Source organism: Roseovarius pacificus, from assembly GCF_900142665.1.
Taxonomy (GTDB): Bacteria; Pseudomonadota; Alphaproteobacteria; order Rhodobacterales; family Rhodobacteraceae; genus Roseovarius; species Roseovarius pacificus.
In genome coordinates, this window is record NZ_FRBR01000005.1 from 203,162 (window position 1) to 229,171 (window position 26,010).

The following is a 26,010-nucleotide window of genomic DNA, read 5'->3' on the forward strand; positions in this document are numbered from 1 at the left end:
CAATAAAACGAGTTCCATTTACGGGAGAGATAGAATGTTTTCAAAACGAATTGTCATGTGCGGGATCGCCGCAAGCCTGCTGTCGGCCCCGGCGGCGCCGGTTTCGGCGGATATCGGCGACGGCATTGTCGGCGGTCTGGTCGGCGGGGCGGTCAGCGGGATCATCGTGAACGAAAGCGCCAAGGCGCGCGAGCGCAAGCGCGCGACGACGACCCGCACGCGCACGATCTATCGCTCCGCGCCGCAGAATACGGCGAAACGCGCCGAGGTGCGTGAAACCCAGACCGCGCTCAATTATTTCGGATTCCCTGCCGGGACCCCGGACGGCGTGAGCGGGCGCAACACGCGCAACGCGGTGTCGCAGTACCAGGCGCATATGGGGTATCCGGTGACGGGGTATATCACCGATTACGAGCGCCAGTTTCTTGTCGGCTCCTATTATCGGGCGCAGTCCAGCGGTGCCGTGACGGCGCAACTGATTGCTGAGCGCGGTCAGGGCACCCGTGGGCTGCTGCATGCCTATCGCGACGAGGCGAACGGCACGGCCTCGGGCCAGATGGCGAGCACCCCGGCGGTTCCTGCCGCGCCTGCTGCACCTGCCGTGCCTGTCATGCAGGAGCAGTCGACATCGACGATGGCCGCGTTCTCGGGGACGACCGGGGAGGCCGCGAGCGGCGGCAGCACGAAACTGGCCTTGCCGAACCTGATGGGATCGCAGGAAAACACCCGGTCTCTGGCGTCGCATTGCAATCAGGTCAGCCTGCTGACCAATTCCAATGGCGGATTCGTCACGGAAGCCTCGATCCAGGACCCGCGTTTCGCGCTGAACGAGCAGTTCTGTCTGGCGCGCACCTATGCGGTCGCGGCGGGCGAAAAGCTGGCCAGCGGGTTGCGTGGCGTGAGCGTTGCGGAGATCGAAGAGCAATGCAACGGGTTCGCTCCGGCAATGCGGGATCTGGTGGCGTCGGTGTCGCTCAAGCCGCAGGCCGAAGTGCTGCAAGGCGCGCGCAGCTTCATTCTCGAGGCCGGAGCACCGCCCGAGCAGCTTGCCGGTACGGCGAAAATCTGTCTGTCGGTCGGGTATCGCACCGACAATATGGATGTCGCCCTGGGATCGGCCCTGTTGCTGACGGCCCTTGGCGAAGGCGCCTATGGCGAGTTGCTGGGCCACCACCTGAACGAGGGATTCGGCACCACCAAGCGCCCCGATCTGGCGCTGGCGTGGTATCAGTCCTCGTTCGATGCGCTGGAGCGGGGGGCCGAGCCGGTGTTTTCACCGGGCAATCCCGGGCGTAGTGCGCTGGTTCAGAAAGCGGCCTATCGCCTGAATGGCGTCGAGGATGGCGAGGCGGTCAATTCGGTTCAGCCGGCATCGACCCTGCCGACATTCAATATCGACAACTGATCTGACTTCGGGGGGGGGCTGCGGGATGCCCGCGGCCCCCTGAACGCGGGCATCCCCGGCGTCGTGCGGAAAGGATGGCCGAAAGTTGAAATTGTGCTTCACATCGTCTTGGCGCGTTGCTATACGCCGCTCACCTACCAGACACGTGCGGTCGTGGCGGAATTGGTAGACGCGCAGCGTTGAGGTCGCTGTGGGGTAACACCCGTGGAAGTTCGAGTCTTCTCGACCGCACCATTTTCATTCTGACATTCGGGCAGATGCCGGGGCCGTTATGCGGCTGGCCGGTGCTTCTGTTTGCGTGGGCGAATGAAAAAGGGCCGGTGTGCCCGGCCCCTGGAGTTTATTCCTCGTCCTCGATGCGCTTGGGCGGGTCGTCGTAGACGGACCAGCCGTAATCGCATTCGGTGCCGGGCAGTTCATGGGCGCGGATGTTGCCCTGAATGTAGGTCTTGGCGATGAAATTCGCGCTGATCGGGGCGGTCAGGAACAGGAACAGCGTGATCAGCAGTTCGTGGAACGACACCGAGCCCTTGACCAGCAGGAAATAGAGCATCGAGGCGATCAGCACCCCGCCCACGCCCACGGTGGTGGCCTTGGTGGGAGCGTGCAGGCGCTGAATCGTGTTTTCCAGCTTGATCAGGCCGAACGATCCGACGAGGCCGAAGAGGCCTGCGACGACAAGGAAAAAGGAAATCAGGGCTTCGATTGCGACTGTCATGGCCTGTCCTTTCGTTACTCGATGATGTCGCCGCGCAGAACGAAGCGGCAATAGGCGACGGTGGAGACGAACCCGACCATGGCGACCAGCATCGACGCCTCGTAATAGATCGTCGTGCCCTGTTTGATTCCGTAGAGGATCAGCAGGGCGATGATGTTGATGACCATGGTGTCGAGCGCAAGGATGCGATCGGCGCTGTCGGGGCCGGTCGCGATGCGCCAGAGATTGAACAGGAGCCCCAGCCCGAAACAGCCGAAGGCAAAGATCAGGGCGGCTTCGATCATTGGAAAATCTCCTTCAGGCGCCATTCGTAGCGGCTTTTGATGGTGTCGCGCACCTCGTCGGGATCGTCGGTGTGCAGGCAATGCACGAGGATGCTGCCGCCGTCGGCGGCCAGCATGGTCGACACCGTGCCCGGCGTCATGGTGATGGTTCCCGCCAGAACGGTGATCGCCTCGGGCGAGGTCAGTTCCAGCGGAACGGTGATCCAGTGCGAGCGGATGTTTTCGTTGCGTTTGAACATCACGATCAGCGCGACCTCGACATTCGCCACAAGGATATCCCACAGCACGATCAGGAGGTATTCGATCACGCGGAACGGGCCGCCGACCTTGGCGCGGCGTGGCCAGTAGGGGCCTGTGAACATCGGCACGAAAACCCCCAGCACGCCGCCGAGGATCAGGTTTCCGACGGTGACCTTGTTGACCAGCGCGAGCCAGACGAGGGTCAGGACGATGCTGAGAACGGGGTGGGGAAAAAGGCGCTTCAGCATGAGTTAGCTCTCCTCGCCCTGGCCGAGCACGGCGGTGACGTAATCGGTGCCGTCGAACAGTTGCTCGGAGGTTTCGACAAGGTAGGTGCTGATCGGGCCGGCGAAGACCGACAGGAAGGCCAGAGCGGCCAGCGCGGCCATGGTCGGGGCGAGTTCGAGCGCGCGGGCCGGGGCCGGGGCGTCATCGGGCGGCGGTGTTTCGTCGTCCTCTTGCGTGTCGGTGTCTTCGGGGGCCGGCGCGAGGGCGGTGGATTTCCAGAACAGCGTGCTGCCTGCCCGTGCAAAGCCCAGGATGAGCAGCAGCGAGCCCACGAGGATCGCGATCCAGCTGATCACCATTTGCGGCGTGTCGGCCATGGCGTCGAGGATCACCAGCTTGCCCAGGAAGCCGCTGAGCGGGGGCATGCCCGCCATGCCGATGGCCCCGGCAAAGAACAGCGCGGCGAACAGGCCGTTCTGCACGATGGGGGGTTCGGCGCGCAGGAGGTCGCCGCCGGGGCGGCGGCTGACCACCAGATCGGCCAGCAGGAACAGGGCCGCCGCCGAAAAGGTGGAGTGCAGCAGGTAATAGAGCGCCGCGCCGGTGGCATAGGGGGTGAAGGCCGCGACGGCGATCATCATCGTGCCCATCGAGGCGATCACGGAGAAGGACAGCAGCGACATCAGCCGCCGCGCGCCCATGACGCCGATGGCGCCGATGGCCAGCGTGACCAGGGCGGCGGGCATCAGCCAGTCGCCGATCAGCCCGTCCAGAACGGCCACGTCGGGGCCGAACACCACCGCGTGTACGCGGATGATCGCATAGGCGCCGACCTTGGTCATGATGGCAAACAGCGCCGCCACGGGGGCCGGGGCGTTGGAATAGGTGGCGGGCAGCCAGAACTGCACCGGGAACAGCGCGGCCTTGATGGCGAAGACCACCATCAGCAGGATCGCGGCGACGCGCACCAGCGAGGCCTCTTCGACCGGAAGTTCGCGCACCTTCACCGCAAGGTCGGCGATGTTGAGCGTGCCTGTCGAGGCATAGAGCGTGCCGAGCGCGAACAGGAACAGGGTGGACCCGGCCAGGTTCATCACCACGTATTGCAGCCCCGCCTGAAGGCGCACGCGCCCGCCGCCGTGGATCATCAGCCCGTAGGAGGCGATCAGCAGAACCTCGAAGAAAACGAAGAGGTTGAAGGCGTCGCCGGTGAGGAACGCGCCGCAGATGCCCATCAGCTGGAACTGGAACAGCGCGTGGAAGTGACGCCCGCGATTGTCCCAGCCGGTGGCGGTGGCGTGCAGCAGCACGATCAGCGCCAGCGCCGAGGTCAGCAACAGCATCAGCGCCGACAGACGGTCCAGCACCAGAACGATGCCGAATGGCGCGGGCCAGTCGCCGAGGCGGTAGACATGGGTTGCGCCATCGGCGGACATGAACAGCAGCCCGACGGTGATCGCGGCCAGAGTGATGGTGCCGGCAAAGGATGCGGCACGCGCCAGCGTGATGTCGTGGCGCATCACAAAAGCGATGATCGGGGCCAGAAGGGCCGGAAGGACGACCGGCGCAATGATCCAGTGACTCATGCTCCGGTTTCCTTCTTGTCGGTGTCGGGCGCGTTGGGGCCGGTCATGTCGATCCTGTCGTGATCCGCTTCGAGGTAGGCCCCGAGCGCGATCATCACCAGAACGGCGGTCATCCCGAAGGAAATCACGATCGCGGTCAGCACCAGCGCCTGCGGCAGCGGGTCGGTATAGGTGGCGTCACCGTATTTCGACAGGACGGGCGGCGCATTGATCGCCAGCCGTCCGGTGGCGAACAGGAACACGTTCACCGCATAGGACAGCAGGGCAAGGCCCAGGATCACCGGAAAGGCGCGCAGGCGCAGGATCAGGTAGACCCCGCCTGCCGTCAGGACGCCGACAGAGCTGGCAACGACGATTTCCATGTTACTCCTCCTCCTGCTTGCTGTCGGCGACCCGCAGCGAGGGGTCGTAGTCCATCGGTTCGATGTTCACGGTTTCACCGGCATAGCGCGCGATCCGCGACAGGCTGTAGAGCATCAGCATCACCGCGCCCAGAACCGTCAGGAACACGCCAAGGTCGAAGGACATGGCGGTGGCCCATTCGAATTCCTCGATCGGGGGCCAGTGGATATAGCCATAGGCGCTGGTCAGGAACGGTTTGCCCGCCAGCCATGCGCCTGCGCCGGTCAGCCCGGCGATCACCACGCCCCAGCCGATCATCGAGTGGTATTCGATCCGCTGGCGGCTTTGGGTCCAGGCAAAGCCCGAGGCCATGTATTGCATCAGAAGCGCAATCGAGATCACCAGCCCGGCGACGAACCCGCCGCCCGGCTGGTTGTGGCCGCGCAGGAAGATGTAGATGCCCACCATCACGGCAATCGGCAGCATGGCGCGGGTGGCGACAACCATCATCAGGGGATGTCGGTCGCGCGAGCGGTCGGGCGGTACGGGGCGCGCCTTGAGCCGGCTGCCTGCGGGGCCGCGCAGCAGGGCCTCCATCAGGGCGAAGATCGTCAGGCCCGCGATGCCCAGGACGATGATTTCGCCATAGGTGTCGTAGCCCCGGAAATCCACGAGGATCACGTTGACAACGTTGGTGCCCCCGCCGCCGGTGTAGGAATTGGCCAGGTGGAACCCGGAAATCGAGCTGAGATCGCGCATCATGAAGGCCATGGCCAGGGCCGCCACCGCCGCGCCTGCGGCAACGGCGATGATCCCGTCGCGCAGGCGCAGGGAGGCGCCGCTTTCGTTCGGGGTGGATTTCGGCATGAAATAGAGCGCCAGAAGCAGCAGCATGATCGTGACGGTTTCGACCGAGATCTGCGTCAGCGCAAGATCGGGCGCCGAAAGATAGACGAATCCGCTGGAGACCATCAGACCGATGATGCCGATCAGGATCAGCGCGCGGAAACGGTTGCGGTGATTGATCACCACCAGCGCCGTCGCCACGATCAGCAGCAGCCAGCCCACCGCCGCCACCAGCGGAATGGGCAGCAATTCGCGGGTCGGGGGGGTCATGGTGCCGCTGGTGAAGGCGAAATAGCCCAGCACGACCGTGGCGGAGACGAAGATCGCCAGATACCGGCTGATCGCGCCGTTATGCAGGCCGTCGGTTGCCGCGCGGGACAGCCCGGCCAGTGCACCGTAAAGCGCATCGAAGATCGTCTTGGCTTCGGGGCGCGGCGTGGTCAGCCACAGGCGATCCAGCGGGCGGTGCATCGCCAGCAGGATCGCACCGCCCGCCACCGCCGCGATGGACATGAACAGGGCAGGGGTCACGCCGTGCCAGATTTTCAGATGCGGGTGCAGGTCCTGCCCGGTCACGGCGTTGGCGGCCATGGTCACGACCGGCTCGGCCAGGTGCGGCAGGAGGCCGATCAGCACCACCAGCACGACCAGCAGCGCGGGCGAGGCCCACATGCCGAAGGGCGGATCGTGCGGTTTGTGCGGATAGTCGTCGCGCACCGGCCCGGCGAAGACATGGAAGATGAAGCGCAGGCTGTAGGCCACCGACAGGAGCGCGCCGAGCGTGGCCAGCGCCGGCACGATCCACGGGTTGCGGAACCATTCGGTATGCGCGGCCTCTTCCAGCATCATTTCCTTGGAGAGGAACCCGTTGAACAGCGGAATGCCCGCCATGGACAGGGCGGCGACGGTGCCGATCAGGGCGGTGATCGGCATCAGGTGGCGCAGCCCGCCAAGGCGCTTGATGTCGCGGGTGTGGGTTTCGTGATCGACGATGCCCGCGGTCATGAAGAGCGCGGCCTTGAACGTGAGGTGGTTGATGATGTGAAACACCGCCGCGATGGCGGCCGTTTTCGTACCGAAGCCCAGCAGCATGGTGAGCAGGCCAAGGTGGCTGACCGTGGAAAAGGCGAGCAGCGCCTTGAGGTCGTCCTTGAACAGCGCGATCAGCGCGCCCAGCACCATGGTGATCATGCCGGTGATCGACACGATATAGAACCACGCGTCGGTGCCCGCCAGCACCGGCCACATCCGGGCCATCAGGAACACACCGGCCTTCACCATCGTGGCCGAGTGCAGATAGGCCGATACCGGCGTCGGGGCGGCCATGGCGTGAGGCAGCCAGAAATGGAACGGGAACTGCGCCGATTTGGTGAAGGCCCCGATCAGGATCAGGATCAGCGCGGGCATGTACCATTCGGAGGCGCGGATCGCGTCGCCCTGTGACAGGATGTCGGTCAGGTTGTAGCTGCCCACGATATTGCCGAGGATCAGCATGCCGCCGATCATCGCCAGCCCGCCCGCGCCGGTCACGGCCAGCGCCATGCGCGCGCCCTGCCGTCCCTCGGGCAGGTGTTTCCAATAGCCGATCAGCAGGAAGGACGACAGGCTGGTCAGTTCCCAGAAGATCAGCAGCAGCAGGATATTGTCGGAAATGACGATGCCCAGCATCGCGCCCTGAAACAGCAGCAGGTAGGTATAGAACTGCCCCATCGGGTCGTCGCCCGACAGGTAGAACCGTGCGTAGAGGGTGATCAGCAGGCCTACGCCGAGGATCATCCCGGCAAACAGCAGCCCCAGACCGTCAAGAAAGAACGATACGGACAGGCCCAGTTGCGGCAACCACGCGATTTCGGCCTGCAAGGTTTCCCCGCGCAGCACCGCAGGGGCCAGAAGGCCAAGGCAAACCAGCGCCAGAACGGTCGGAACGGCGGTGAATGTCGCACAGGCGTTACGTCCGGCGCGGATCATGAGGCCGGGAACCAGTGCACCGATAAAGGGAAGGCTTGCGATCAGGGGAAGGAGGTTGCTGCCGTCGTTCATGTCTGTCCCGTTCTGTTTGTCGCCGTTCGCCGTTAAAGCTGACTTTTTGGGTGCGAAACAAGCCTTTTCGTCCGATTTTTGCCGGAATGTCGCAGTGTGCCGGTCGGAAAGCCCGTTGCGTGCGTGATCCGGACGCGCCGGTTCGGGAGCGGTCGAAGACGCCGTTTCAGCGAGTATACAATTGCTCGGGCGTTATGTCAGAGGGGCGCTGCCAGCCGGTCGAGCGTTTGCAGGATGTCCTCGCGGGTGGTCAGCGGGTTGATCGTGCAGAGCCGCAGCGCCGAGCGGTCCTTGAGCATGGTCGAGGACAACGTGGCGAAACCCGATTCGGACAGCCGCGCGGCCCGTGCGGCGTGATCGGCGGCGTCCGATCCACGATGGGCAAAACACACCACGCCCAATTGCGCGGGGGTGATCACCTCCCAGGTGTCGGGCTGGCTGCGCAGGTGGGCTTCGGTGAATTCGGCCAGTTCGATGCCCCGCGCCACGGCATCGCGAAATGCCTGAGCGCCGTAGGTGCGCAGCGACATCCAGAGCTTGAGCGCACGGGAGCGGCGGGACAGTTCCAGCGAGCGGTTGCCGTAGTTCACCTGGCCCCCCGTTGCCTGAACGTCGCGCAGATATTCCGGGTTCATGGAAAAGCACCGCTCGAGCGCGCCGGGGCGGGTGACGAGGCACAGGCCCAGATCGTAGGGCTGGAAAAACCATTTATGCGGGTCCAGCACCACGGAATCCGCGCGCTCCATCCCGCGCAGGACGGCGCGGCCCTGATCGGTGATTGCGGCGGGTGCGCCATAGGCCCCGTCCACATGCATCCACATGCCGTGCTCGGTGCAGATGTCGGCGATGGCGTCGAGCGGGTCGGTCGCGCCGGTATTGGTGCTGCCGGCGGTGGCCACGACCATCATCGGGCGGCGGCCCGCGGCGATGTCGTCCGCGATGGCGTTGCGCAGGGTATCGGCGGACATGCGCAAGGCGTCGTCCGAGGGAAGGATGCGGATTTCGTCCCCGGACAGGCCCATCTGGCGCAGGTTGCGGGGCAGGGAGGAATGCGTCTGATCGGTCAGGTAGGCCACGCCGCGCCCGATCTCCGAGCGTGCGACGCAAAAGCCCGTGAAATTGCCCAGCGAGCCGCCCGACAGCAGGACGCCCTCGGTTCGGTCGGGCAGGCCCAGCATTTGCGCGATCCACGCGCAGACGGTGGTTTCCACCACCGCAGGGCCCGATCCGCCGCCCCAGCTGGCGCAGATGGCGTTGAAGCCGGTGCCCATCCAGTCGCCCAGGATCGCGGCAAAAGAGGCGGGGCCGGGCACGCGGGCGAAATAGCGCGGATGATCGCCGTGCTGCATGTTCTGCATCACCACCTGCGCCATCAGGTCCAGCGTGGCGTCGGGATCGACCGGGGCTTCGGGGAGATCGCCGCCGAGCCGTGCGGTCAGGTCGACGGCATCGCCCGTGGTGATCACGGATTCGGCATTGCGGCGCTCGAACCGGTTGACGACCATATCGACGACCCGGTGACCCAGCCGGCGCATCTGGTCGGCGGTCATGCCCATGGTGTCGGGGGGAATGGCAAAGGGATCGGTCGGAGTGGAATCGTCGGGCATCATCGGTGTCCTTGCTTTGACCAAGGCTTTGCCTGTCGGGCGCCGAATTGCAAGGGGTCGGGCAGGGTAGGACGCCGGGCGCACACTGGCATCCCGGCGCGGCGCGGTGCGCAGGTATTCGCGAATCGTGGTTGTGCGCTCAGGCGGCGGTGTCGCGGCAGGGCAGGCAGGTGCGCGCGGGCGGTTGCAACTCTGCGGGCTGATCGCCCTGTGGCGCGAAATGGGCCAGGACCTGTGTTTCGCGATCCTGGATCAGCGCCTGTGTATTGATGCGATCGAGGCGGAAGCTTTCCGACCATGTATTGTCGGACAGGATGATCTCGTGCCGATCGAACAGGACATGGACATAGGTCTGCCGGGCCGGGGCGGTGCGCGAAATACCGGGACGGCCCAGCAGGGCGCGTGCCTCGACCAGGGCTTCGGTTTCGTTCAGGGCGGACAAAAGCGCCGGATCGGTTGTGAGGAACCGATGCCGGGGGGATACGATCATGTCCTGCGCGGGCAAGCCGGGGCCGAGCGCCCCTGCCCGGATCAGAATCGGGGCCTGCGCGGGATCGCTGCGCTGAGTTGCGGCGCTGCATGTGCGCTGACCGATCCAGACGACCGGTTGAAACCCGCTGTCGCGGGTCAGGACACGATCACCGGGTTGCAGATGGTTGACGGCGCAACGACCTGTCGTCGTGGTGATCATCGTGCCCGGTGTGAAACAGGTGACGGCGTTTTCGCCACGGCCTGTTTTTCCAGATGTTTCTGGCGTTGTTCTGATTTGCATGCCTTGCCCGAACCTCGATTACTCTTACACATTTGGCGCGGTCGCGCCGGATACACTGCGGAGATTCCTGCAACATGCAGGGCGTTCCGCGGGACGCCGTGGTCACTGTGGCGTGCGTTTGTGGCGGGAATTGGGACATTTTCGGGAGTGGATTTGACGATGCATGCGCAGGGCGCACGCCCGAGCTGCGCCGCGGGCAGCCCGAAGGGGGGCGAGCCGTGGTGTCGGGCGTTATTCGGCGGGCTGGAACCCTTCGATCAACTGGCGCAGGCCAAGGGCTGCGCCGGCGATGATCGCGAGGAATGTCACGGGGGCGGAATAGCTGAGGACGGAAAAGGCCGACAGGCCTTGCCCCACGGTGCAGCCCATGGCCAGCACCGCGCCCGCGCCCATGAGCGCCGCGCCGGTCATCTGGCGGCGCAGTTCACGCGGGTCTTCGCAGGCTTCCCACCGGAAATGCCCCTTGATCAGCGAGCCGATGAAGGCCCCGAGCGCAACGCCCGTGACCGACCCCACCGCGAAGGACGGCGCGCGGGCCGAGGCGGTCATGAGGTAGAGCAGGGATTCACCGACCGGGGCCGAGAAGCTGTGCGAGACGACGGGCATGGCGGTAAAGCCGGTGGTCGCCACCCAATAGCTGCCCGCCCAACCGGCGGTGATCGCCAGACCCACGGCACAGGCCCAGAGGATGGATTTCGGTTCGGTGATCAGGGAGCGCGAGGCCAGTGCGCCCAAGGCGATCAGCGCGCCGATGGCGATCCCCAGCGGGGCCAGCGGCAGGCCGGTCTGCCGGGCGGCCAGATGGATCAGGCCGGGGGGCAGGCCATTTGTGACCTCTTCCTGAAAGAACGCCATGTTCCGCAGGTAGGACACCGGGCCATACAGCACGATATAAGCCGAAACGCCCATCACGATCACGATGACGAAGGCGCGGATATCGCCCCCGCCGAGCCGTGCGATACAGCCGTATCCGCAGTTCCCGGCCAGCGCCATGCCATAGCCGAACATCAGCCCGCCGAGGATCGAGGCCAGCGGCATCCAGCGAATCGAGAGGTAGAACGACTGTTCCGGGGCCATCATTCCGGCGCCGGTCAGGGCGAAGGTGCCCATCATGGCGACGCCGATGGCCAGAATCCACATCCGCATCCGCACCGTTGAACTGCCATACAGCATGTCTTCGATGGCGCCCATGGTGCAAAAGCGCCCCATCCGGGCCGCCAGCCCCAGCAAAATGCCGGAAGCCGCCCCGATCAGCGCGACGAGCGTGTTGTCAGTGAGGAATTCGAACATGGCGCGGTCCCCTGGCCCCGAGGTGACAGGCGTCAGGCCTGTGCACCCCCGGACTCTTCGGCGCAGAATAACTCATAGACGAGTTCGAGTACACGGCGCGGCCGGTTATCGGCCAGACGATAATAGATCGCCTTGCCTTCGCGCCGGGGCACGACCAGCCCTTCGAGCCTCAGGCGCGACAGTTGTTGTGACACGGCGGCCTGACGCGCCGACAGGAGGTCTTCCAGTTCGGTGACGGATTTTTCGCCGCTGACAAGGTGGCACAGGATCATCAACCGGCCTTCGTGACTGATCGCCTTGAGGAAGTTCGATGCATTGGTCGCGTTCTCGACCATGCGGTCCATCTCGGCGTCGGTCAGCGAAGTGTCGAAAACTGGAAGTGCCATTTGTCCCGGTTCCGTTTTTACATGCCCGTTTCGGGCGTTCCTGATCAGTTCGTGCGTGGTTGTTGCGGGTAATCGGTGTGTTTTTCAAGCAGCATCCCGAGAATGCCCCAAAAGAAGTCTTCGCCCGGATAGCCTTCGATCCGGCCCAGTTCCTGCCCGCCATCGACCAGAACGAAAGTCGGCGTAAAGGTGACCGGGCGGTCGAACTCAACGCCGTCCGGCGGGGCATCCTTAATCGAAACCATGCGCAGCGGCGCATAGATGCCTTCGGGCGTCCTGGGGTAGATCGGGCCCAGATCGGTTTTCCATTCGATGCAGTAATGGCAGCCCGCGCGTTCGACCATGATCAGTTCGACGGCATGGGAAGCAGACGCCATGACCAGCCAGATGAGCGATGAAAGAACGGTAAATTTACGCAGGGCCATTGAGGAACCGATTGACGTTGGATATTCACAAAACATAATTTGAATATGTTGAGTTCACAAGGAGCTTCAAGGATGCTGGAAATTTCCTATGCAGGGGCGGCACTTGCCGGGCTCTTGTCATTCTTTACACCCTGCATCCTGCCGATGGTGCCGTTTTACCTGTGTTACATGGCGGGGCTTTCGATGAACGAGCTGCGCGGCGAGGACGACATCGCGCCGGGGGCGCAGAAACGTCTTGTGGTATCGGCCGTATTCTTTGCCCTCGGCGTGACGACGATCTTCGTGTTGCTGGGTATGGGGGCGACGGCGCTCGGGCAGGCCTTTGCGCAATGGCGCCAGCCGCTGAGCTATGTCGCGGCGGGCATTCTGCTGCTGTTTGGTCTGCATTTCCTGGGTATCGTACGCATCCCGCTGCTCTATCGCGAGGCGCGCATGGAAAGCAGCGCCGAACCGACCACGATTATCGGCGCGTATCTGATGGGGCTGGCCTTTGGCTTTGGCTGGACGCCTTGCGTGGGCCCGGCGCTGGCGGCGATCCTGATGGTGGCGAGCGGCATGGGGAGTCTGACCGAGGGGGCGCTGTTGCTGCTGGTCTATGGTCTGGGGATGACCGCCCCGTTCATCGTGGCGGCATTTTTCGCGCGCCCGTTCCTGAACTGGATACAAAGCAAGCGGAAATACATGGGCTATGTCGAAAAGGTCATGGGCGGGATGCTGATCCTGTTCGCTGTTCTGATCGCGACGGACGCTGTTAACCTGATCGCGGATATGATGATTCGATGGTTCCCCGGATTCCAGTCGATCGGATGATCGGACCGCACAATGACAGAACGATGGGAGGATTGATTATGAAACGTATGATTTTGGCTCTGGCTGTGCTTCTGGGTGGACTGGCAATGCCTACCGTCGCGGCGGAACTGGGCGATGACGGCCTGCACAAAGAGGACTGGATGCGCGAGACATTCCTCGACCTGCGCGAGGATCTGGCCGAAGCGGGCGCCGAGGGCAAGCGCATGGCGCTGATGATCGAGCAGCGCGGGTGCATCTATTGCAAGACAATGCACGAAGAGGTGTATCCGGTTCCGGAGATTTCGGACTATATTGAAGAGAACTTCTTTGTCGTGCAGCTGAACCTGCATGGCGACCGCGAGGTGACCGATCTGGACGGCGAAACCATGGCCGAGAAGAATCTGTTGCGCAAATGGGGGATTCTGTTCACGCCGACCGTCATATTCCTGCCCGAGGAGGTGCCGGAGGGCACGACGGCACAGCAGGCTGCGGTGGCCGTCATGCCCGGCGCGTTCCAGCAAGGCACGACGCTGGATATGTATACCTGGGTCAATGAAAAGCGGTATGAGATGGAAAACGACGAGGATTTTCAAAGATATCACGCGCGCCGCATCAAGGAGCGTCAGGCCGGGCAAGATCAGTAAAAATACGGCGCTGAACGGGAAATAATTCACAAACCTGAATTTGTTGTTGCGTAGCGTGTGACTGGTAGCCTACTGTATACCAAGCTATCGCAGCAAAGAACTTGGTAGCTATGGGAGGAAACATGAAGCTTTCAACAACACTTCTGGCGGCAACGGTGCTTGCGGCCAGCTCTGCAATGGCCGAACCGGTTGCCCCGGCGGATGTGCAGTTTGACGAATATGGCGCTGTCGCCGAATCTCTGACCGGTCAGCCGGGAGATCCGGAGAACGGTGCGATGGTCATGAAGACCAAGTCGATCGGCAACTGTATTTCCTGTCACGAGATCACCGCGCTGAATGACGCGCCGTTCCATGGCGAAATCGGCCCGACGCTGGATGGCGTTGCCGACCGCTGGAGCGAGGCTGAAATCCGCGGTATCGTATCCAACGCCAAGAATACCTATCCGGGGACGATGATGCCGGCCTACTATAAGGTTGATGGCTTCGTACGGCCGGGCAACGCCTATACCGGCAAAGCCCCTGAGGGTCCGCTGGACCCGCTGCTGTCGGCGCAGCAAATCGAAGATGTGGTCGCCTTCCTTGTCACCCTCAAGGAACAGTGATCCGGTTACGCTCATCAAGGAGATGAAGATGCAATTCACACGACGCGAAACTATGGCACTCGGGGCCGCCGCTGCGGCGGTGACCGTGCTGCCCATGCCTGCCATGGCCTCGGCCGTGGACGACATGATCAACGAATTCACCGGCGGTGCCGATGTGGCCGAGGGCGGTGTCGATCTGGACGCACCCGAGATCGCGGAAAACGGCAACACGGTTCCGATCGAGGTCGGCGCAGATGGCGCCGAGGCGATCATGGTGCTGGCCGCCGGTAACCCGACGCCCGGTGTGGCGACCTTTACCTTTGGCGCGCTGGCCGGTGTGCACCGCGCCAAGACCCGTATCCGCCTTGCCGGTACGCAGGACGTGATCGCGGTGGCCAAGATGGCCGATGGCAGCTTTGCCAGGGTTTCGAAGACCGTGAAGGTCACCATCGGCGGCTGCGGCGGCTAAGCGAGAAGGAGACAGTACAATGGCAAAAGGTGTACGCCCCCGCGTGAAAGTTCCCAAGTCGGCAGATGCCGGCGAGGTGATCGTCATCAAGACCCTGATCAGCCACAAGATGGAATCGGGTCAGCGCAAGGACAGCGACGGCAATACCATTCCGCGTTCGATCATCAATCGTTTCACCTGTGAGTTCAACGGCCAGAGCGTCGTGGAGGTCAAGATGGAGCCTGCGATTTCGACCAACCCGTATTTCGAGTTCGAGGCCCAGGTGCCCGAAGCCGGTGAATTCAAGTTCACCTGGTATGACGATGACGGCGATGTTTACGAAGACGTCAAGGCGGTTTCGGTCGGCTGATCGTTGATAACTATAAAGGCGCCCTGCCGGCCCCGACCGGGCGGGCAGGGCAGCCCAAGGGAGGAAACGTATGAAATTCAATGCAATGACAGCAGTGGCCGCAGTTATGCTGGCCGTGCCGGGCGTGGCATCGGCGGGGCCGGACGATGATAAACTGATCATCAATGGCGAAACCGAGATCGTCACCAAGGCACCGCTGCCCGCTCATATGGAAGATCTCAACATGGACATGATCATGTCCGGCTGGCACTTCCGCTCGGACGAAACCCAGGTTCTGGAAATGGATGATTTCGACAACCCCGGCATGGTGTTCGTCGAAATCGCGCAGGAGCAGTGGGATACCGTCGAAGGGTCCGAGGGCAAGTCCTGTGCGTCATGCCATGAAGGCCCCGAAAGCATGACCGGCGTTCGCGCCGTTTATCCCAAGTGGAACGAGGATGCGGGCGAAGTCCGTACGCTCGCCATGCAGATCAACGCCTGCCGTGAGGAAAACATGGGGGCCGAACCCTATGAGTACACCGGCGGTCAGATGGCCAACATGGAAGCCCTGATCGCGCTGCAATCGCGTGGGATGCCGGTGAATGTGGCCATTGACGGCCCGGCGAAAGAGACCTGGGAGAAGGGCAAGGAAATCTACTATACCCGTTACGGCCAGCTGGAACTGAGCTGCGCCAATTGCCATGAGGACAATTATGGGAACATGATCCGCGCCGACCATCTGAGCCAGGGGCAGGTCAACGGATTTCCGACCTATCGCCTGAAGAACACCAAGCTGAATACGGTTCACGGGCGGTTCAAGGGATGCGTGCGGGATACCCGCGCCGAGACCTTCACGCCGGGTGGCGAGGAGTTCGTGGCGCTTGAGCTTTATGTTGCGAGCCGCGGTAATGGCCTGTCGGTCGAAGGTCCGTCGGTCCGCAACTGATCTGATACTGGCCGGGGCGGCCCCGTTGCCCCGGCGTGCCGCTGCCTGCATGACATTGAAATTCGGGGCCTTCGGGCCATGCCGCATCCGGGAGGCCGGGCGCGGACAGGGTTAACTTTAACTATCGGAGACTGAAATGATCTCTCGTCGCGATTTTCTACAGGTCAGCATGGCGGCCTCGGCGATGGTGGGCGCAAGCGGTTTTGGCAACTGGGCCAGGCTGGCGGCGCAGCAGGCGCTGACGCAAGACCAGTTGTTGGAGTTCGACACGTTCGGGAACGTGTCGCTGATCCATGTGACCGATATCCACGCCCAGCTGAAACCGATCTATTTCCGCGAGCCGGAGATCAATATCGGGGTTGGTGACAACAAGGGCGAGGTGCCCCATGTCACCGGGGCGGATTTCCGCAAAATGTACGGGATCGAAGACGGCAGCCCGTCGCATTACGCGCTGACCTACAATGATTTCTCGTCACTGGCCAAGGAATACGGTCGCGTTGGCGGTCTGGATCGCGTGGCGACGGTGATCAATTCGATCCGGGCCGCGCGCCCCGATGCACTGTTGCTGGATGGCGGCGATACCTGGCATGGGTCCTACACCTGCTATCAGACCGCAGGGCAGGACATGGTCAATGTGATGAACGCGCTCAAGCCCGACGCGATGACCTTCCACTGGGAATTCACCCTTGGGCAGGACCGGGTGCGCGAAATCGTCGAAGGCCTGCCCTTTGCCGCGCTTGGGCAGAATATCTTCGATGCGGAATGGGACGAGCCGGCGGAAGATTTCAAACCCTATGAATTCTTTGAGCGCGGCGGCGTGAAGATCGCCGTGATCGGTCAGGCCTTCCCGTATATGCCGATTGCCAATCCGGGATGGATGTTCCCCGATTACAGTTTCGGCATTCGTGACGAGCATATGCAGCAGATGGTCGACGAGGTGCGTGAGCAGGGCGCCGAACTGGTTGTCTGCCTGAGCCATAACGGCTTTGACGTGGACAAGAAAATGGCCGGCGTGGTCACGGGGATCGACGTGATCCTGTCGGGGCATACCCATGATGCGCTGCCCGAGCCGGCGCTGGTGGGCGATACGATCATCATCGCCAGCGGATCGAACGGGAAATTCGTCAGCCGCGTCGATCTGGATGTGCGCGACGGGCGGATGATGGGATTCCGCCACAAGCTGATCCCGATTTTCAGTGACGTGATCGAGCCTGATGCCGAGGTGGCCGCCCTGATCGACGAACAGCGCGCGCCCTATCAGGCCGAACTGGACGAGGTGATCGGCCAGACGGACAGCCTGTTGTATCGTCGTGGCAACTTCAACGGGTCCTGGGACGATCTGATTTGCGACGCGTTGCTGAGCGAGCGCGATGCCGAGATCGCCATGAGCCCCGGCGTGCGGTGGGGCCCCAGCCTGATCCCCGGCGACGATATCACGCGTGACGATATCTGGAACGTCACCTCGATGACCTATGGCAAGGCCTATCGCAGCGAGATGACCGGCGAATTCATCAAGGTGATCCTTGAAGACGTGGCCGACAACATCTTCAACCCCGACCCCTATTACCAGCAGGGCGGGGACATGGTGCGGATCGGCGGCATGGGCTATTCCATCGACATTTCCAAACCGCAGGGCGAACGGATTTCCGACATGACGTTGCTGAGCACGGGCGAGCCGATCGACCCGGCGCGCAATTATGTCGTGGCCGGGTGGGCCAGCGTGAACGAAGGCACCGAAGGGCCGCAGATCTGGGACGTGGTCGAAAGCCATATCCGCAAGCTCGGCACCGTTTCGCTGGAGCCGAACACAAGTGTGAAGGTCAGCGGCACGTAATTCGTGCCGCGACCGTTTGACGGATACCGTGGATTCATCATATTCACGTAAGCGAATTTGATGTTGTAAGAGGAGGCTAAGAACAGATGACAGCCGACAACGAAAAGAAAGGGGCCTCGCGCCGCGCGTTCCTGAAGGGCGCTGTTGCGGCCGGAGGAGCGGTTGCCGGGGCCGGAATGGCCCGTGCGGCCGGGCCGGACCCGCTGATCACCGAAGTTCAGGAATGGGCAAGCGGACTGGGTGAGGGGGTCGATGCAACGCCGTATGGCATGCCGATCCGGTTCGAGGGTGACGTGATCCGCCGCAATGTGGAGTGGCTGACCGCCGATACGATCAGTTCGATCAACTTCACCCCGATCCACGCGCTGGACGGGACGATCACCCCGCAGGGCTGCGCGTTCGAGCGTCACCACTCGGGCGCGATCGAGTTGAAGAAGGACGACTACCGCCTGATGATCAACGGGCTGGTCGACAAGCCGCTGGTCTTTACCTACGAGGATCTGGAACGCTTCCCGCGTGAAAACCACGTGTATTTCTGCGAATGCGCGGCAAACACGGGCATGGAATGGGCCGGTGCGCAGTTGAACGGCGCGCAGTTCACCCACGGCATGATCCACAACATGGAATATTCCGGTGTGTCCCTGCGCACCCTGCTGACCGAGGCGGGGCTGGAGGCTGCGGGCGATCTGTCGGACAAGTGGGTGTATGTGGAAGGGGCCGATGCCTCGTCGAACGGGCGCTCGATCCCGATGGACAAGGCGCTGGACGATGTTCTGATTGCCTTCAAGGCCAATGGTGAAGCACTGCGCAAGGAGCACGGCTATCCCGTGCGCCTGGTCGTTCCTGGCTGGGAAGGCAACATGTGGATCAAGTGGCTGCGCCGTATCGAAGTGACAAATCAGGCCGTCGAAAGCCGCGAGGAAACATCGAAATACACCGATACGCTGGCCGATGGCACCAGCCGCAAGTGGACCTGGGTCATGGATGCCAAATCGGTCGTCACCAGCCCCAGCCCGCAATCGCCGATCAAGCACGGCCCCGGACCGCTGGTCATCACCGGGCTGGCATGGTCGGGCCACGGCGCAATCACCCGTGTGGATGTCTCGACCGATGGCGGCAAGAACTGGCAGCAGGCGCGCCTTGCGGCAGAGGGGCAGTCCAAGGCGCTGTCGCGCTTCTATCTCGAGATCGAGTGGGACGGAAAAGAGATGCTGTTGCAGTCCCGTGCCCATGACGAAACCGGGTATGTCCAGCCGACCAAGAACGCTTTGCGCGACGTGCGCGGCGAGAATTCGATCTATCACAACAACTGCATCCAGACCTGGTGGGTGAAGGAAAACGGGGAGGCAGAGAATGTCGAAGTCTCTTAAGTTGTACGGGTTGAGCGGGGTCGGCGCGGCCGCGCTTCTGACCGCGGCTTACAATTTCGCGGATCGTAACGTCGCGCCGATGCCGACCGAGATGCCGATTGTTTCGGCCGATGCCGGATCGCCGGACATGATGTTCATCGCGGCCGCCCGCGCGGACGAAGCCGCCGAAGCCAAGCGCCTTGGCATTGGCCGCGAGGCCCTGCCGGAAGAGGTTGCCGCCTGGGATCTGGATGTCAGCCCGGATGGTACCGGGCTGCCCGAAGGGTCGGGCTCGGTCATGGACGGTGAAATGCTGTTCGTCGACAATTGCGCGATCTGCCATGGCGATTTTGCCGAAGGCGTGGACAACTGGCCCAAGCTGGCGGGAGGCGACGACACGCTGGCAGACAAGGACCCGGTGAAAACGGTCGGTTCTTATTGGCCTTACTTGTCGACGGCATGGGATTATGTGCATCGTTCAATGCCGTTTGGCGCCGCGCAGACCATGTCGGTGGACGATACCTATGCCATCGTGGCCTATATTCTGTATTCCAACTATCTGGTGGACGAGGATTTCGTTCTGACGAACGAAAATTTCCTCGAGGTCGAAATGCCTAACGCGGATGGGTTCATCGTGGATGACCGGGCCGAAACCGAATATCCCCGGTTCAGCGAAGAGGCCTGTATGGAGAACTGCAAGGACAGCGTGGAAATCACCATGCGCGCCGCAGTTCTGGATGTGACCCCCGAAGAAGAAGGGAAAGCCGAGCCCGAGGAGGCGATGGAAGAGGCCAATGCCGACACAGCTGCCGATGAAGAGACCGAGCAGACGGCAGAGGCCGAACCCGAAGAAGCGGCTGCCGAAGAGGCCGCGCTGGACATGGCGCTGGTCGAGGACGGCGAAAAGGTTTTCCGTCAATGCAAGGCTTGCCATCAGGTGGGCGACGGCGCGAAAAACCGTGTCGGTCCGCAGCTGAACGACGTGATCGGGCGCCACATGGCCGCGGTCGGGGATTTCAGATATTCCAAGACGTTGCAGTCGATGGGCGAGGAAGGTCTGGTCTGGAACGCCGAGACCATGGCGGAATTCCTGTCCGATCCGCGTGGCTATGTCAAAGGCACCAAGATGTCGTTCAACGGCCTGCGCAAGGACGAGGATATCGCCGCGGTGACCGAGTATCTGAAATCCTTTTCGCAATAAGCGGGATGGTGACGGGGCCGGCCAATGTGCCGGCCCTGTTTGATTTGGTCCGGAGCGACCTTCTGGCGTAGACTGTCAGGGTATCCTTTGGGAGGAGGAGATGCCATGCTGACACGCCGTATTTTAATGGCAACGCTGGCCGCCACTGCCGTGGCCGGAAAATGGGCTGTTGCCACGGAAATGGGGGACGACGGGTTGCACAAGCAGCCGTGGTTCCTGGACAGTTTTCTGGAACTGGGAGACGATCTGGCCCATGCGGCGGATCAGGACAGGCATCTGATGATCCTGTTCGAGCAAAAAGGCTGTCCCTATTGCCGGGAATTGCATCAGGTCAATTTCGCCCGCCCCGAGATCGCCGATTACATCAAGGCGAATTTCGATGTTATTCAGCTGAACCTGTGGGGATCACGCGAAGTCATGGATTTTGACGGCGAGGTGCTGGAAGAACGCGATCTGGCGCAGAAATGGGGAGTCAACTACACGCCGACCACCCTTTTGTTCGCGGCTGAAGCTGTCGGTGCGCAGAGCGCCAGAGACGCCGAGAGCTTTCGCCTGCCGGGATATCTGAAGCCGTTCCACTACCTTTCATCGCTGGAATACGTTGAAACCGGTGAATACAGGCAGCAACCGTTCCAACGGTATTTGCAGGACAAGTTCGAAGCGCTCGAGAAACAGGGGATTGATCCGGATGTATGGTAATGTGGTGCGGTCTGTGGTGGTGAGCGTGGCTTTGGCGGCACCTGCCCTGGCCGACGAGATTGGCGACGCGGAGCGTGGCAAGGAGATATTTGAACTATGTGGGGGATGTCATGAGGTGGGCAACGGAGCCGAGAACGGGATTGGCCCGCATCTGAACGGAATATTCGGGCGCAATGCGGGGTCGGTCGCCGAAGGGTTTCCATATTCCGACGGGTTGAAGCGTGCCGGGGCGGACGGGTTGGTGTGGCATCTGGACAAACTCGATGCCTACCTGACCCATCCCAAGTTGTTGGTCAGCGATACACGAATGAATTTCGACGGGCTGGAAGAGCCACAAGACCGGGCCGATGTGCTGGCCTATCTGCGGATTTATTCGGACGATCCAGGGAACATTCCCGAAGCCGATCCAACGGCGATCCCCGCTGAGGTGCAGTTGCCCGAGGACATTCTGGCATTGGTGGGAGACGCCGAATATGGCGCGTACCTGTCGAGCGAATGCAAGACCTGTCACCAGGCAGACGGAAACGATGACGGTATCCCGTCGATCACCAACTGGCCGCAAGAGGATTTCGTGATGGCGATGCATGCCTACAAGCGCAAGATCAGGCCGCACCCGGTGATGCAGATGATGGCGGGACGTCTGAGCGATGAAGAAATCGCGGCGCTGGCCGCCTATTTTCGGGATATAGAATAAACTGGAACGATTGGTTGTTTATCACGGGAGGAAACGGAAATGACACTGAACAGACGAGCTTTTATCGGAACGGGGGCTGCGGCGGCGGCGATGCTGTCTGCCCCGATGCTGGGGGCGCAGGGCAAGCCGCGCGTGGTGGTCGTGGGCGGCGGTGCGGGCGGTGCGACTGCCGCGCGCTATATTGCCAAGGACAGCGATGGTGCGATTGACGTTACGCTGGTTGAGCCCACGCGCGCCTATTACACCTGCTTTTTCTCGAACCTCTACATCGGTGGTTTCCGCGAGTTGAGCAGTATCGGCCATAGCTATGGCACATTGGCCAGTGAGTATGGCGTCAACGTGGTGCATGACTGGGCAGTGGGGATCGACCGTGAGGCGAAAACCGTGACATTGGCGGGGGGCGCGGTGCTGCCTTATGATCGTTTGATCCTGAGCCCGGGCATTGATTTTGTCGAGGAGTCCGTGCCCGGCTGGAGCGTGGCGGCGCAGAACAAGATGCCCCATGCCTACAAGGCCGGGAGCCAGACCGAGTTGCTGAAAGCACAGATCGAGGCGATGCCCGAGGGCGGGCTTTATGCCATGGTCGCCCCGCCCAATCCGTATCGCTGTCCGCCGGGACCGTATGAGCGGATCAGCATGGTGGCGCATCTGCTGAAGCAGATCAATCCGACCGCCAAGATCCTGATTGCCGATCCCAAGGACAAGTTTTCCAAACAGGCGTTGTTCGAGGAGGGCTGGCAGAAGCATTATGGCGGCATGGTCGAACGGATCGGGCCGGATTTCGGCGGCGGCAATGTCAGTGTGAACCCTGATGAGATGACGCTGGATATCGACGGAAGCGTGGAAAACGTTAATGTTTGCAATGTGATACCGGCGCAAAAGGCGGGCCGTATTTGCGACATGGCCGGGATCACCGAGGGAAATTGGGCCCCGGTGGTGCCAGCCACGATGCAAAGCCGGATGGATGAGAACATCCACGTTCTGGGGGATGCGACCAGTCAGGGCGACATGCCGAAATCGGGCTATTCGGCCAACAGTCAGGCCAAGGTCGCGGCAATGGCCGTGCGTGGGGCCCTGACCGATTCCAAAGTGTTTCCTGCCAAGTTTTCAAACACTTGCTGGAGCCTGATCGATGCCGATGACGGGGTCAAGGTGGGCGCGTCCTATGAGGCGACGGAGGAAAAGATCGCCAAGGTGGACGGTTTCATCAGCCAGACCGGCGAGGACGCGGCGCTGCGCAAGGCGACCTACGAGGAATCGGTGGGATGGTATGCCGGGATCACCGAGGACATGTTCGGCTGAGCCTGCCGGGCGTTCGATAAGATCACACCCCCGGCCCGGTGCCGGGGGTGTTTCGTTAACCTTTGGCGCGACTCACCCTGGAACCCCTTGGTTAACGGGACAAATCGCGATCAGTATTGCATCTGTATCACGTCGGTATCGCATCGGTATTCATATCTGTCCGGGCAGGTGTGAACAGGGCGTACGGCGGAGGTGTTGGTTTCGCAGGGTCTTTGGTGTCGTCCGTGGAATTGGCGCTCGAGGCAAACCGGGGGCTGACCTTTGAGTGCAAAGGTCGTATAGCGGCGCGAGTAGGCAGTACAGGAGCGCGTGAAGCGCATGAGCGACCAGACCGAGCAGACGCGTGACGAGGCAAAGCAAGCCGAGGCTGTGAGTACAGAGCCGCGCAAACGCGGACCGCTGTTTTCCGAAGCTGACCGGGCCAATCTGCGCTGGTTCTGGTCCCGGTATCTTCGGCACCGGGCGAAGTGGCTTGTCGTGATCCTGTTGATGATCCTTGTTCAGGGGCTGGTTTATCAACAGTTCCTGTCAATGACCGAGAACGGGCTGCGGGTGATCTTCGAGTCCGGTGCTGTAAGGGACCTTGTGGTTGTCTGCGTCGTCGTGTTCGGGCTGTTCGTCCTGCGCGGTCTGATGTCGTTTCTGGTGCCCATCGTGGCGATCCGTGTCAGCAATGCCGCGGTTCACGATATGCGCAGCGATATGATCGACCATCTGATGTCATTGGATCTGGCCTATTTCGAGCGGACACGCTCGGGGCAGATCCTGCAACGTCTGGTGGCGCAGACGCAGGCCATTGGGGGGTTCGTCGGTATTCAACTGGCCAATGCGGTGCGCGACCTGGTGACGGTTGTCATCGTCTCGGGCTATCTGATCTGGAAAAACCCGATCTTGTTCGGCACGGCGGTGGTTGTCTTGCCGTTCATCATCTGGGTGATGAACTATGTCTCGGATCGCGTGAAGGACACGCAGGGTCAGGCCGAGCAGGCCCGTGGCGATTACATGAACGGCATCGAAGAGACCGTGAGTGGGATGCGTACGGTCAAGATCGCCAGCCAGGAAGAGGTGGAATCGGGTCGCCTGAAGGCCGGGACACGGCACTTGCGCGACCTCAGCGCCAAGCTGCAACGAACGCAGGCGCTGGTGATGCCGTCGATCGATCTGAGTTCGGCCTTTGTGTATGTTCTGGTGATCGGTGGTGGCGGCTACATGGTGCTGAGCCCGCAATTCGATGTCGATGGCGCCGGGATCATCACGTTCCTGCTGGGGATGGTGATGGTGTTCGATCCTGCGCGGTTGCTGGCGCAGTTCTTTGGCCAGTTGCAATCGCAACTGGTGATCCTCGACCGTATCCGCGGCATCTATGACGAGACACCCTCGATCCATGACGCGCCCGGCGCGGTGTCCGAGTTCGATACGGCAGGCGACATCGAACTGAAAAACATCCGGTTTTCCTACAGCCCCGATCAGCCCTTGTTCCGCGGGCTGGATATGACATTCGAGGGCGGCAAGATGTCGGCCATCGTGGGGGCCACGGGATCGGGCAAGACGACGATCCTGTCGCTGCTGTCGCGGCTATACGACGTGCAGGGCGGGCAGATCACCATCGGGGGCAAGCCGATCCGCGATCTGAAGGTGCGGGCGCTGCGCGAAAGTTTCTCGGTCGTGGCGCAGGATATCGTGATCTTCAACAATTCGATCTGGGAAAATATCCGTTACGTGAAACCCGAGGCGAGCGAGGAAGAGGTCTGGCGCGCTGCCGAGGCGGCCGAGATCGCCGATCTGATCCGCGCCCGCGGCGGTGCGGAGGTGGGACCGAAAGGGGCGCAATTGTCCGGCGGGCAAAAGCAGCGGATCGCGATTGCGCGGGCGTTCCTGCGCGATGCGCCGATTCTGCTGCTGGACGAGGCTACCAGTGCATTGGATCAGGCCACCGAAGAGCGGATCAAATCGGCGCTGGACCGTCTGACCAAAGGCAAGACGACGATCGTGGTGGCGCACCGGTTGTCCTCGGTCGCCGAGGCCGACCGGATTTTCGTGCTGGAGGCCGGGGCGCTGGTGGAAGACGGACGGCACGAGGAATTGCTGGCGCGCGACGGGCTTTATGCGCGGCTCTACCAGGCGCAGAAAAAGGGCTATGACGGGCGCTGAAGCGGCGCGATTGCCGGGTATAAAACCTTGGGGACTGCCCCTTGCAGGGGGGGGAGCGCGAGACTAAGACTCCGTTAGCACCTAGGCGGTAAAGATCGAAACACTCTCACAGGCAGGCGAACATGACAGACCCATATGAAACCTACATGAATACCCTTGTTCCCATGGTGGTCGAACAAACCAGCCGGGGCGAGCGGGCCTATGACATCTTCTCGCGCCTGTTGAAGGAGCGGATCATTTTCGTGAACGGCCCGGTGCATGACGGCATGTCGAGCCTGATCGTGGCGCAGCTTCTGCACCTTGAGGCGGAAAACCCCAGCAAGGAAATCAGCATGTATATCAACAGCCCCGGTGGCGTGGTCACCAGCGGGCTGTCGATCTATGACACGATGCAATACATCAAGCCCAAGGTCAGCACGCTGGTGATCGGGCAGGCGGCCTCGATGGGGTCGCTGCTGCTGACGGCGGGTGAAAAAGGCATGCGTTTTTCGTTGCCCAACAGCCGAATCATGGTTCACCAGCCGTCGGGCGGATATCAGGGCCAGGCGACGGACATCATGATTCATGCCGAAGAGACGCTGAAGCTCAAGCGGCGTTTGAACGAGATTTATGTCAAGCATACCGGCCAGACCCTGAAGAAGGTCGAAGAGGCGCTGGAGCGCGACAATTTCATGTCCCCCGAAGACGCCAGGGACTGGGGCCTGATCGACGAAATCGTCGAGAATCGCGCCAAGTCGGATGACGACAAGAAGTGATGGGCCGGCCCGGTGCGGCCCTGGCCGCGCCGGTGATTTTGACATTGTGGTGACCTATCACCTGTCTTAAGCTGGCCGGATAGAGACGATACGACCGGT

General features: G+C 62.1%; 26 protein-coding genes and 1 tRNA gene. 16 read left to right on the forward strand and 11 right to left on the reverse strand.

The genetic code is table 11. The features are described 5' to 3' along the window. Positions 1–34: 34 nt before the first annotated feature. Together BUB53_RS11270 and BUB53_RS11275 are read left to right on the forward strand one after the other, a co-directional pair. Entirely contained in the window at positions 35–1,405 is a 1,371-nt protein-coding gene (locus tag BUB53_RS11270; protein WP_073034855.1) for a peptidoglycan-binding domain-containing protein, read from the forward strand. A 147-nt stretch (positions 1,406–1,552) separates the two neighbouring features. Beyond that, positions 1,553–1,639 (forward strand) — tRNA-Leu (locus tag BUB53_RS11275). Positions 1,640–1,745: 106 nt separating this feature from the next. On the opposite strand, the gene BUB53_RS11280 is transcribed toward BUB53_RS11275, so the two are convergent. The 11 genes from BUB53_RS11280 to BUB53_RS11330 form a co-directional block, all read right to left on the reverse strand. After that, complete coding sequence (locus BUB53_RS11280) at positions 1,746–2,123, reverse strand: Na+/H+ antiporter subunit G (RefSeq protein ID WP_073034856.1); 378 nt, start codon at positions 2,121–2,123, stop codon at positions 1,746–1,748. Between the two features lie 14 nt (positions 2,124–2,137). Then, positions 2,138–2,407 carry a K+/H+ antiporter subunit F gene (locus BUB53_RS11285; protein WP_073034857.1) on the reverse strand — a complete coding sequence of 90 codons (270 nt, stop codon included), beginning with the start codon at positions 2,405–2,407 and terminating at the stop codon, positions 2,138–2,140. Continuing rightward, a complete protein-coding gene (locus BUB53_RS11290; RefSeq protein ID WP_073034858.1) occupies positions 2,404–2,895 on the reverse strand; it encodes a Na+/H+ antiporter subunit E in 492 nt (163 codons plus the stop codon). The genes BUB53_RS11285 and BUB53_RS11290 overlap by 4 nt, the downstream gene beginning before the upstream one ends. Positions 2,896–2,898: 3 nt before the next feature. Continuing rightward, positions 2,899–4,461, reverse strand: coding sequence for a monovalent cation/H+ antiporter subunit D (locus tag BUB53_RS11295; protein ID WP_073034859.1), 1,563 nt, complete (start codon positions 4,459–4,461; stop codon positions 2,899–2,901). Then, positions 4,458–4,823: a Na+/H+ antiporter subunit C gene (locus BUB53_RS11300; protein WP_073034860.1), complete on the reverse strand. Its 366-nt coding sequence runs from the start codon at positions 4,821–4,823 to the stop codon at positions 4,458–4,460. The genes BUB53_RS11295 and BUB53_RS11300 overlap by 4 nt, the downstream gene beginning before the upstream one ends. A 1-nt stretch (position 4,824) precedes the next feature. Further along, a complete protein-coding gene (locus tag BUB53_RS11305; protein ID WP_073034861.1) occupies positions 4,825–7,689 on the reverse strand; it encodes a monovalent cation/H+ antiporter subunit A in 2,865 nt (954 codons plus the stop codon). Positions 7,690–7,886: 197 nt separating this feature from the next. Next, on the reverse strand, positions 7,887–9,296 hold the full coding sequence (locus BUB53_RS11310) for a pyridoxal phosphate-dependent decarboxylase family protein (protein WP_084729097.1): 1,410 nt from the start codon (positions 9,294–9,296) through the stop codon (positions 7,887–7,889). 139 nt (positions 9,297–9,435) lie between these two features. Further along, complete coding sequence (locus BUB53_RS11315; RefSeq protein WP_084729085.1) at positions 9,436–10,068, reverse strand: Hint domain-containing protein; 633 nt, start codon at positions 10,066–10,068, stop codon at positions 9,436–9,438. A gap of 231 nt (positions 10,069–10,299) precedes the next feature. After that, entirely contained in the window at positions 10,300–11,358 is a 1,059-nt protein-coding gene (locus BUB53_RS11320; RefSeq protein WP_073034863.1) for a YeeE/YedE family protein, read from the reverse strand. A 32-nt stretch (positions 11,359–11,390) separates the two neighbouring features. Next, complete coding sequence (locus BUB53_RS11325) at positions 11,391–11,744, reverse strand: ArsR/SmtB family transcription factor (RefSeq protein ID WP_073034864.1); 354 nt, start codon at positions 11,742–11,744, stop codon at positions 11,391–11,393. Positions 11,745–11,788: 44 nt separating this feature from the next. After that, the gene (locus BUB53_RS11330; protein WP_073034865.1) at positions 11,789–12,169 is read right to left on the reverse strand and encodes a thioredoxin domain-containing protein; all 381 of its coding nucleotides are present in this window, start codon (positions 12,167–12,169) and stop codon (positions 11,789–11,791) included. Between the two features lie 72 nt (positions 12,170–12,241). On the opposite strand from BUB53_RS11330, the gene BUB53_RS11335 reads away from it, so the two are divergent. The 14 genes from BUB53_RS11335 (at position 12,242) to BUB53_RS11400 (ending at position 25,911) form a co-directional block, all read left to right on the forward strand. Next, on the forward strand, positions 12,242–12,979 hold the full coding sequence (locus BUB53_RS11335; protein WP_073034866.1) for a cytochrome c biogenesis CcdA family protein: 738 nt from the start codon (positions 12,242–12,244) through the stop codon (positions 12,977–12,979). Positions 12,980–13,017: 38 nt separating this feature from the next. Then, positions 13,018–13,602, forward strand: coding sequence for a thioredoxin family protein (locus tag BUB53_RS11340; RefSeq protein ID WP_073034867.1), 585 nt, complete (start codon positions 13,018–13,020; stop codon positions 13,600–13,602). A gap of 122 nt (positions 13,603–13,724) precedes the next feature. Then, positions 13,725–14,204 (forward strand): sulfur oxidation c-type cytochrome SoxX, encoded by a 480-nt coding sequence (gene soxX, locus BUB53_RS11345; protein ID WP_073034868.1) that lies wholly within the window; start codon positions 13,725–13,727, stop codon positions 14,202–14,204. A gap of 28 nt (positions 14,205–14,232) precedes the next feature. Further along, the gene (gene soxY, locus BUB53_RS11350; protein WP_073034931.1) at positions 14,233–14,652 is read left to right on the forward strand and encodes a thiosulfate oxidation carrier protein SoxY; all 420 of its coding nucleotides are present in this window, start codon (positions 14,233–14,235) and stop codon (positions 14,650–14,652) included. 19 nt (positions 14,653–14,671) lie between these two features. Next, positions 14,672–15,001: a thiosulfate oxidation carrier complex protein SoxZ gene (soxZ, locus tag BUB53_RS11355; protein ID WP_073034869.1), complete on the forward strand. Its 330-nt coding sequence runs from the start codon at positions 14,672–14,674 to the stop codon at positions 14,999–15,001. 70 nt (positions 15,002–15,071) lie between these two features. Then, entirely contained in the window at positions 15,072–15,926 is an 855-nt protein-coding gene (gene soxA / locus BUB53_RS11360; RefSeq protein ID WP_073034870.1) for a sulfur oxidation c-type cytochrome SoxA, read from the forward strand. 136 nt (positions 15,927–16,062) lie between these two features. Further along, entirely contained in the window at positions 16,063–17,760 is a 1,698-nt protein-coding gene (gene soxB / locus BUB53_RS11365) for a thiosulfohydrolase SoxB (RefSeq protein ID WP_073034871.1), read from the forward strand. Between the two features lie 86 nt (positions 17,761–17,846). Then, positions 17,847–19,130, forward strand: a complete 1,284-nt coding sequence (gene soxC, locus BUB53_RS11370; protein ID WP_073034872.1) for a sulfite dehydrogenase — start codon at positions 17,847–17,849, stop codon at positions 19,128–19,130. Beyond that, entirely contained in the window at positions 19,114–20,310 is a 1,197-nt protein-coding gene (locus tag BUB53_RS11375; protein WP_073034873.1) for a c-type cytochrome, read from the forward strand. Before soxC ends, BUB53_RS11375 begins: the two co-directional genes overlap by 17 nt. Before the next feature lie 105 nt (positions 20,311–20,415). Beyond that, positions 20,416–21,009 carry a thioredoxin family protein gene (locus BUB53_RS11380; protein WP_073034874.1) on the forward strand — a complete coding sequence of 198 codons (594 nt, stop codon included), beginning with the start codon at positions 20,416–20,418 and terminating at the stop codon, positions 21,007–21,009. Next, a complete protein-coding gene (locus BUB53_RS11385) occupies positions 20,999–21,703 on the forward strand; it encodes a c-type cytochrome (RefSeq protein WP_188744992.1) in 705 nt (234 codons plus the stop codon). The genes BUB53_RS11380 and BUB53_RS11385 overlap by 11 nt, the downstream gene beginning before the upstream one ends. A gap of 39 nt (positions 21,704–21,742) precedes the next feature. Next, positions 21,743–23,005 (forward strand): NAD(P)/FAD-dependent oxidoreductase, encoded by a 1,263-nt coding sequence (locus BUB53_RS11390; protein ID WP_073034875.1) that lies wholly within the window; start codon positions 21,743–21,745, stop codon positions 23,003–23,005. 318 nt (positions 23,006–23,323) lie between these two features. Next, a complete protein-coding gene (locus tag BUB53_RS11395; RefSeq protein ID WP_084729089.1) occupies positions 23,324–25,156 on the forward strand; it encodes an ABC transporter ATP-binding protein in 1,833 nt (610 codons plus the stop codon). 122 nt (positions 25,157–25,278) lie between these two features. After that, positions 25,279–25,911 carry an ATP-dependent Clp protease proteolytic subunit gene (locus BUB53_RS11400; protein ID WP_073034876.1) on the forward strand — a complete coding sequence of 211 codons (633 nt, stop codon included), beginning with the start codon at positions 25,279–25,281 and terminating at the stop codon, positions 25,909–25,911. Positions 25,912–26,010 lie beyond the last annotated feature (99 nt).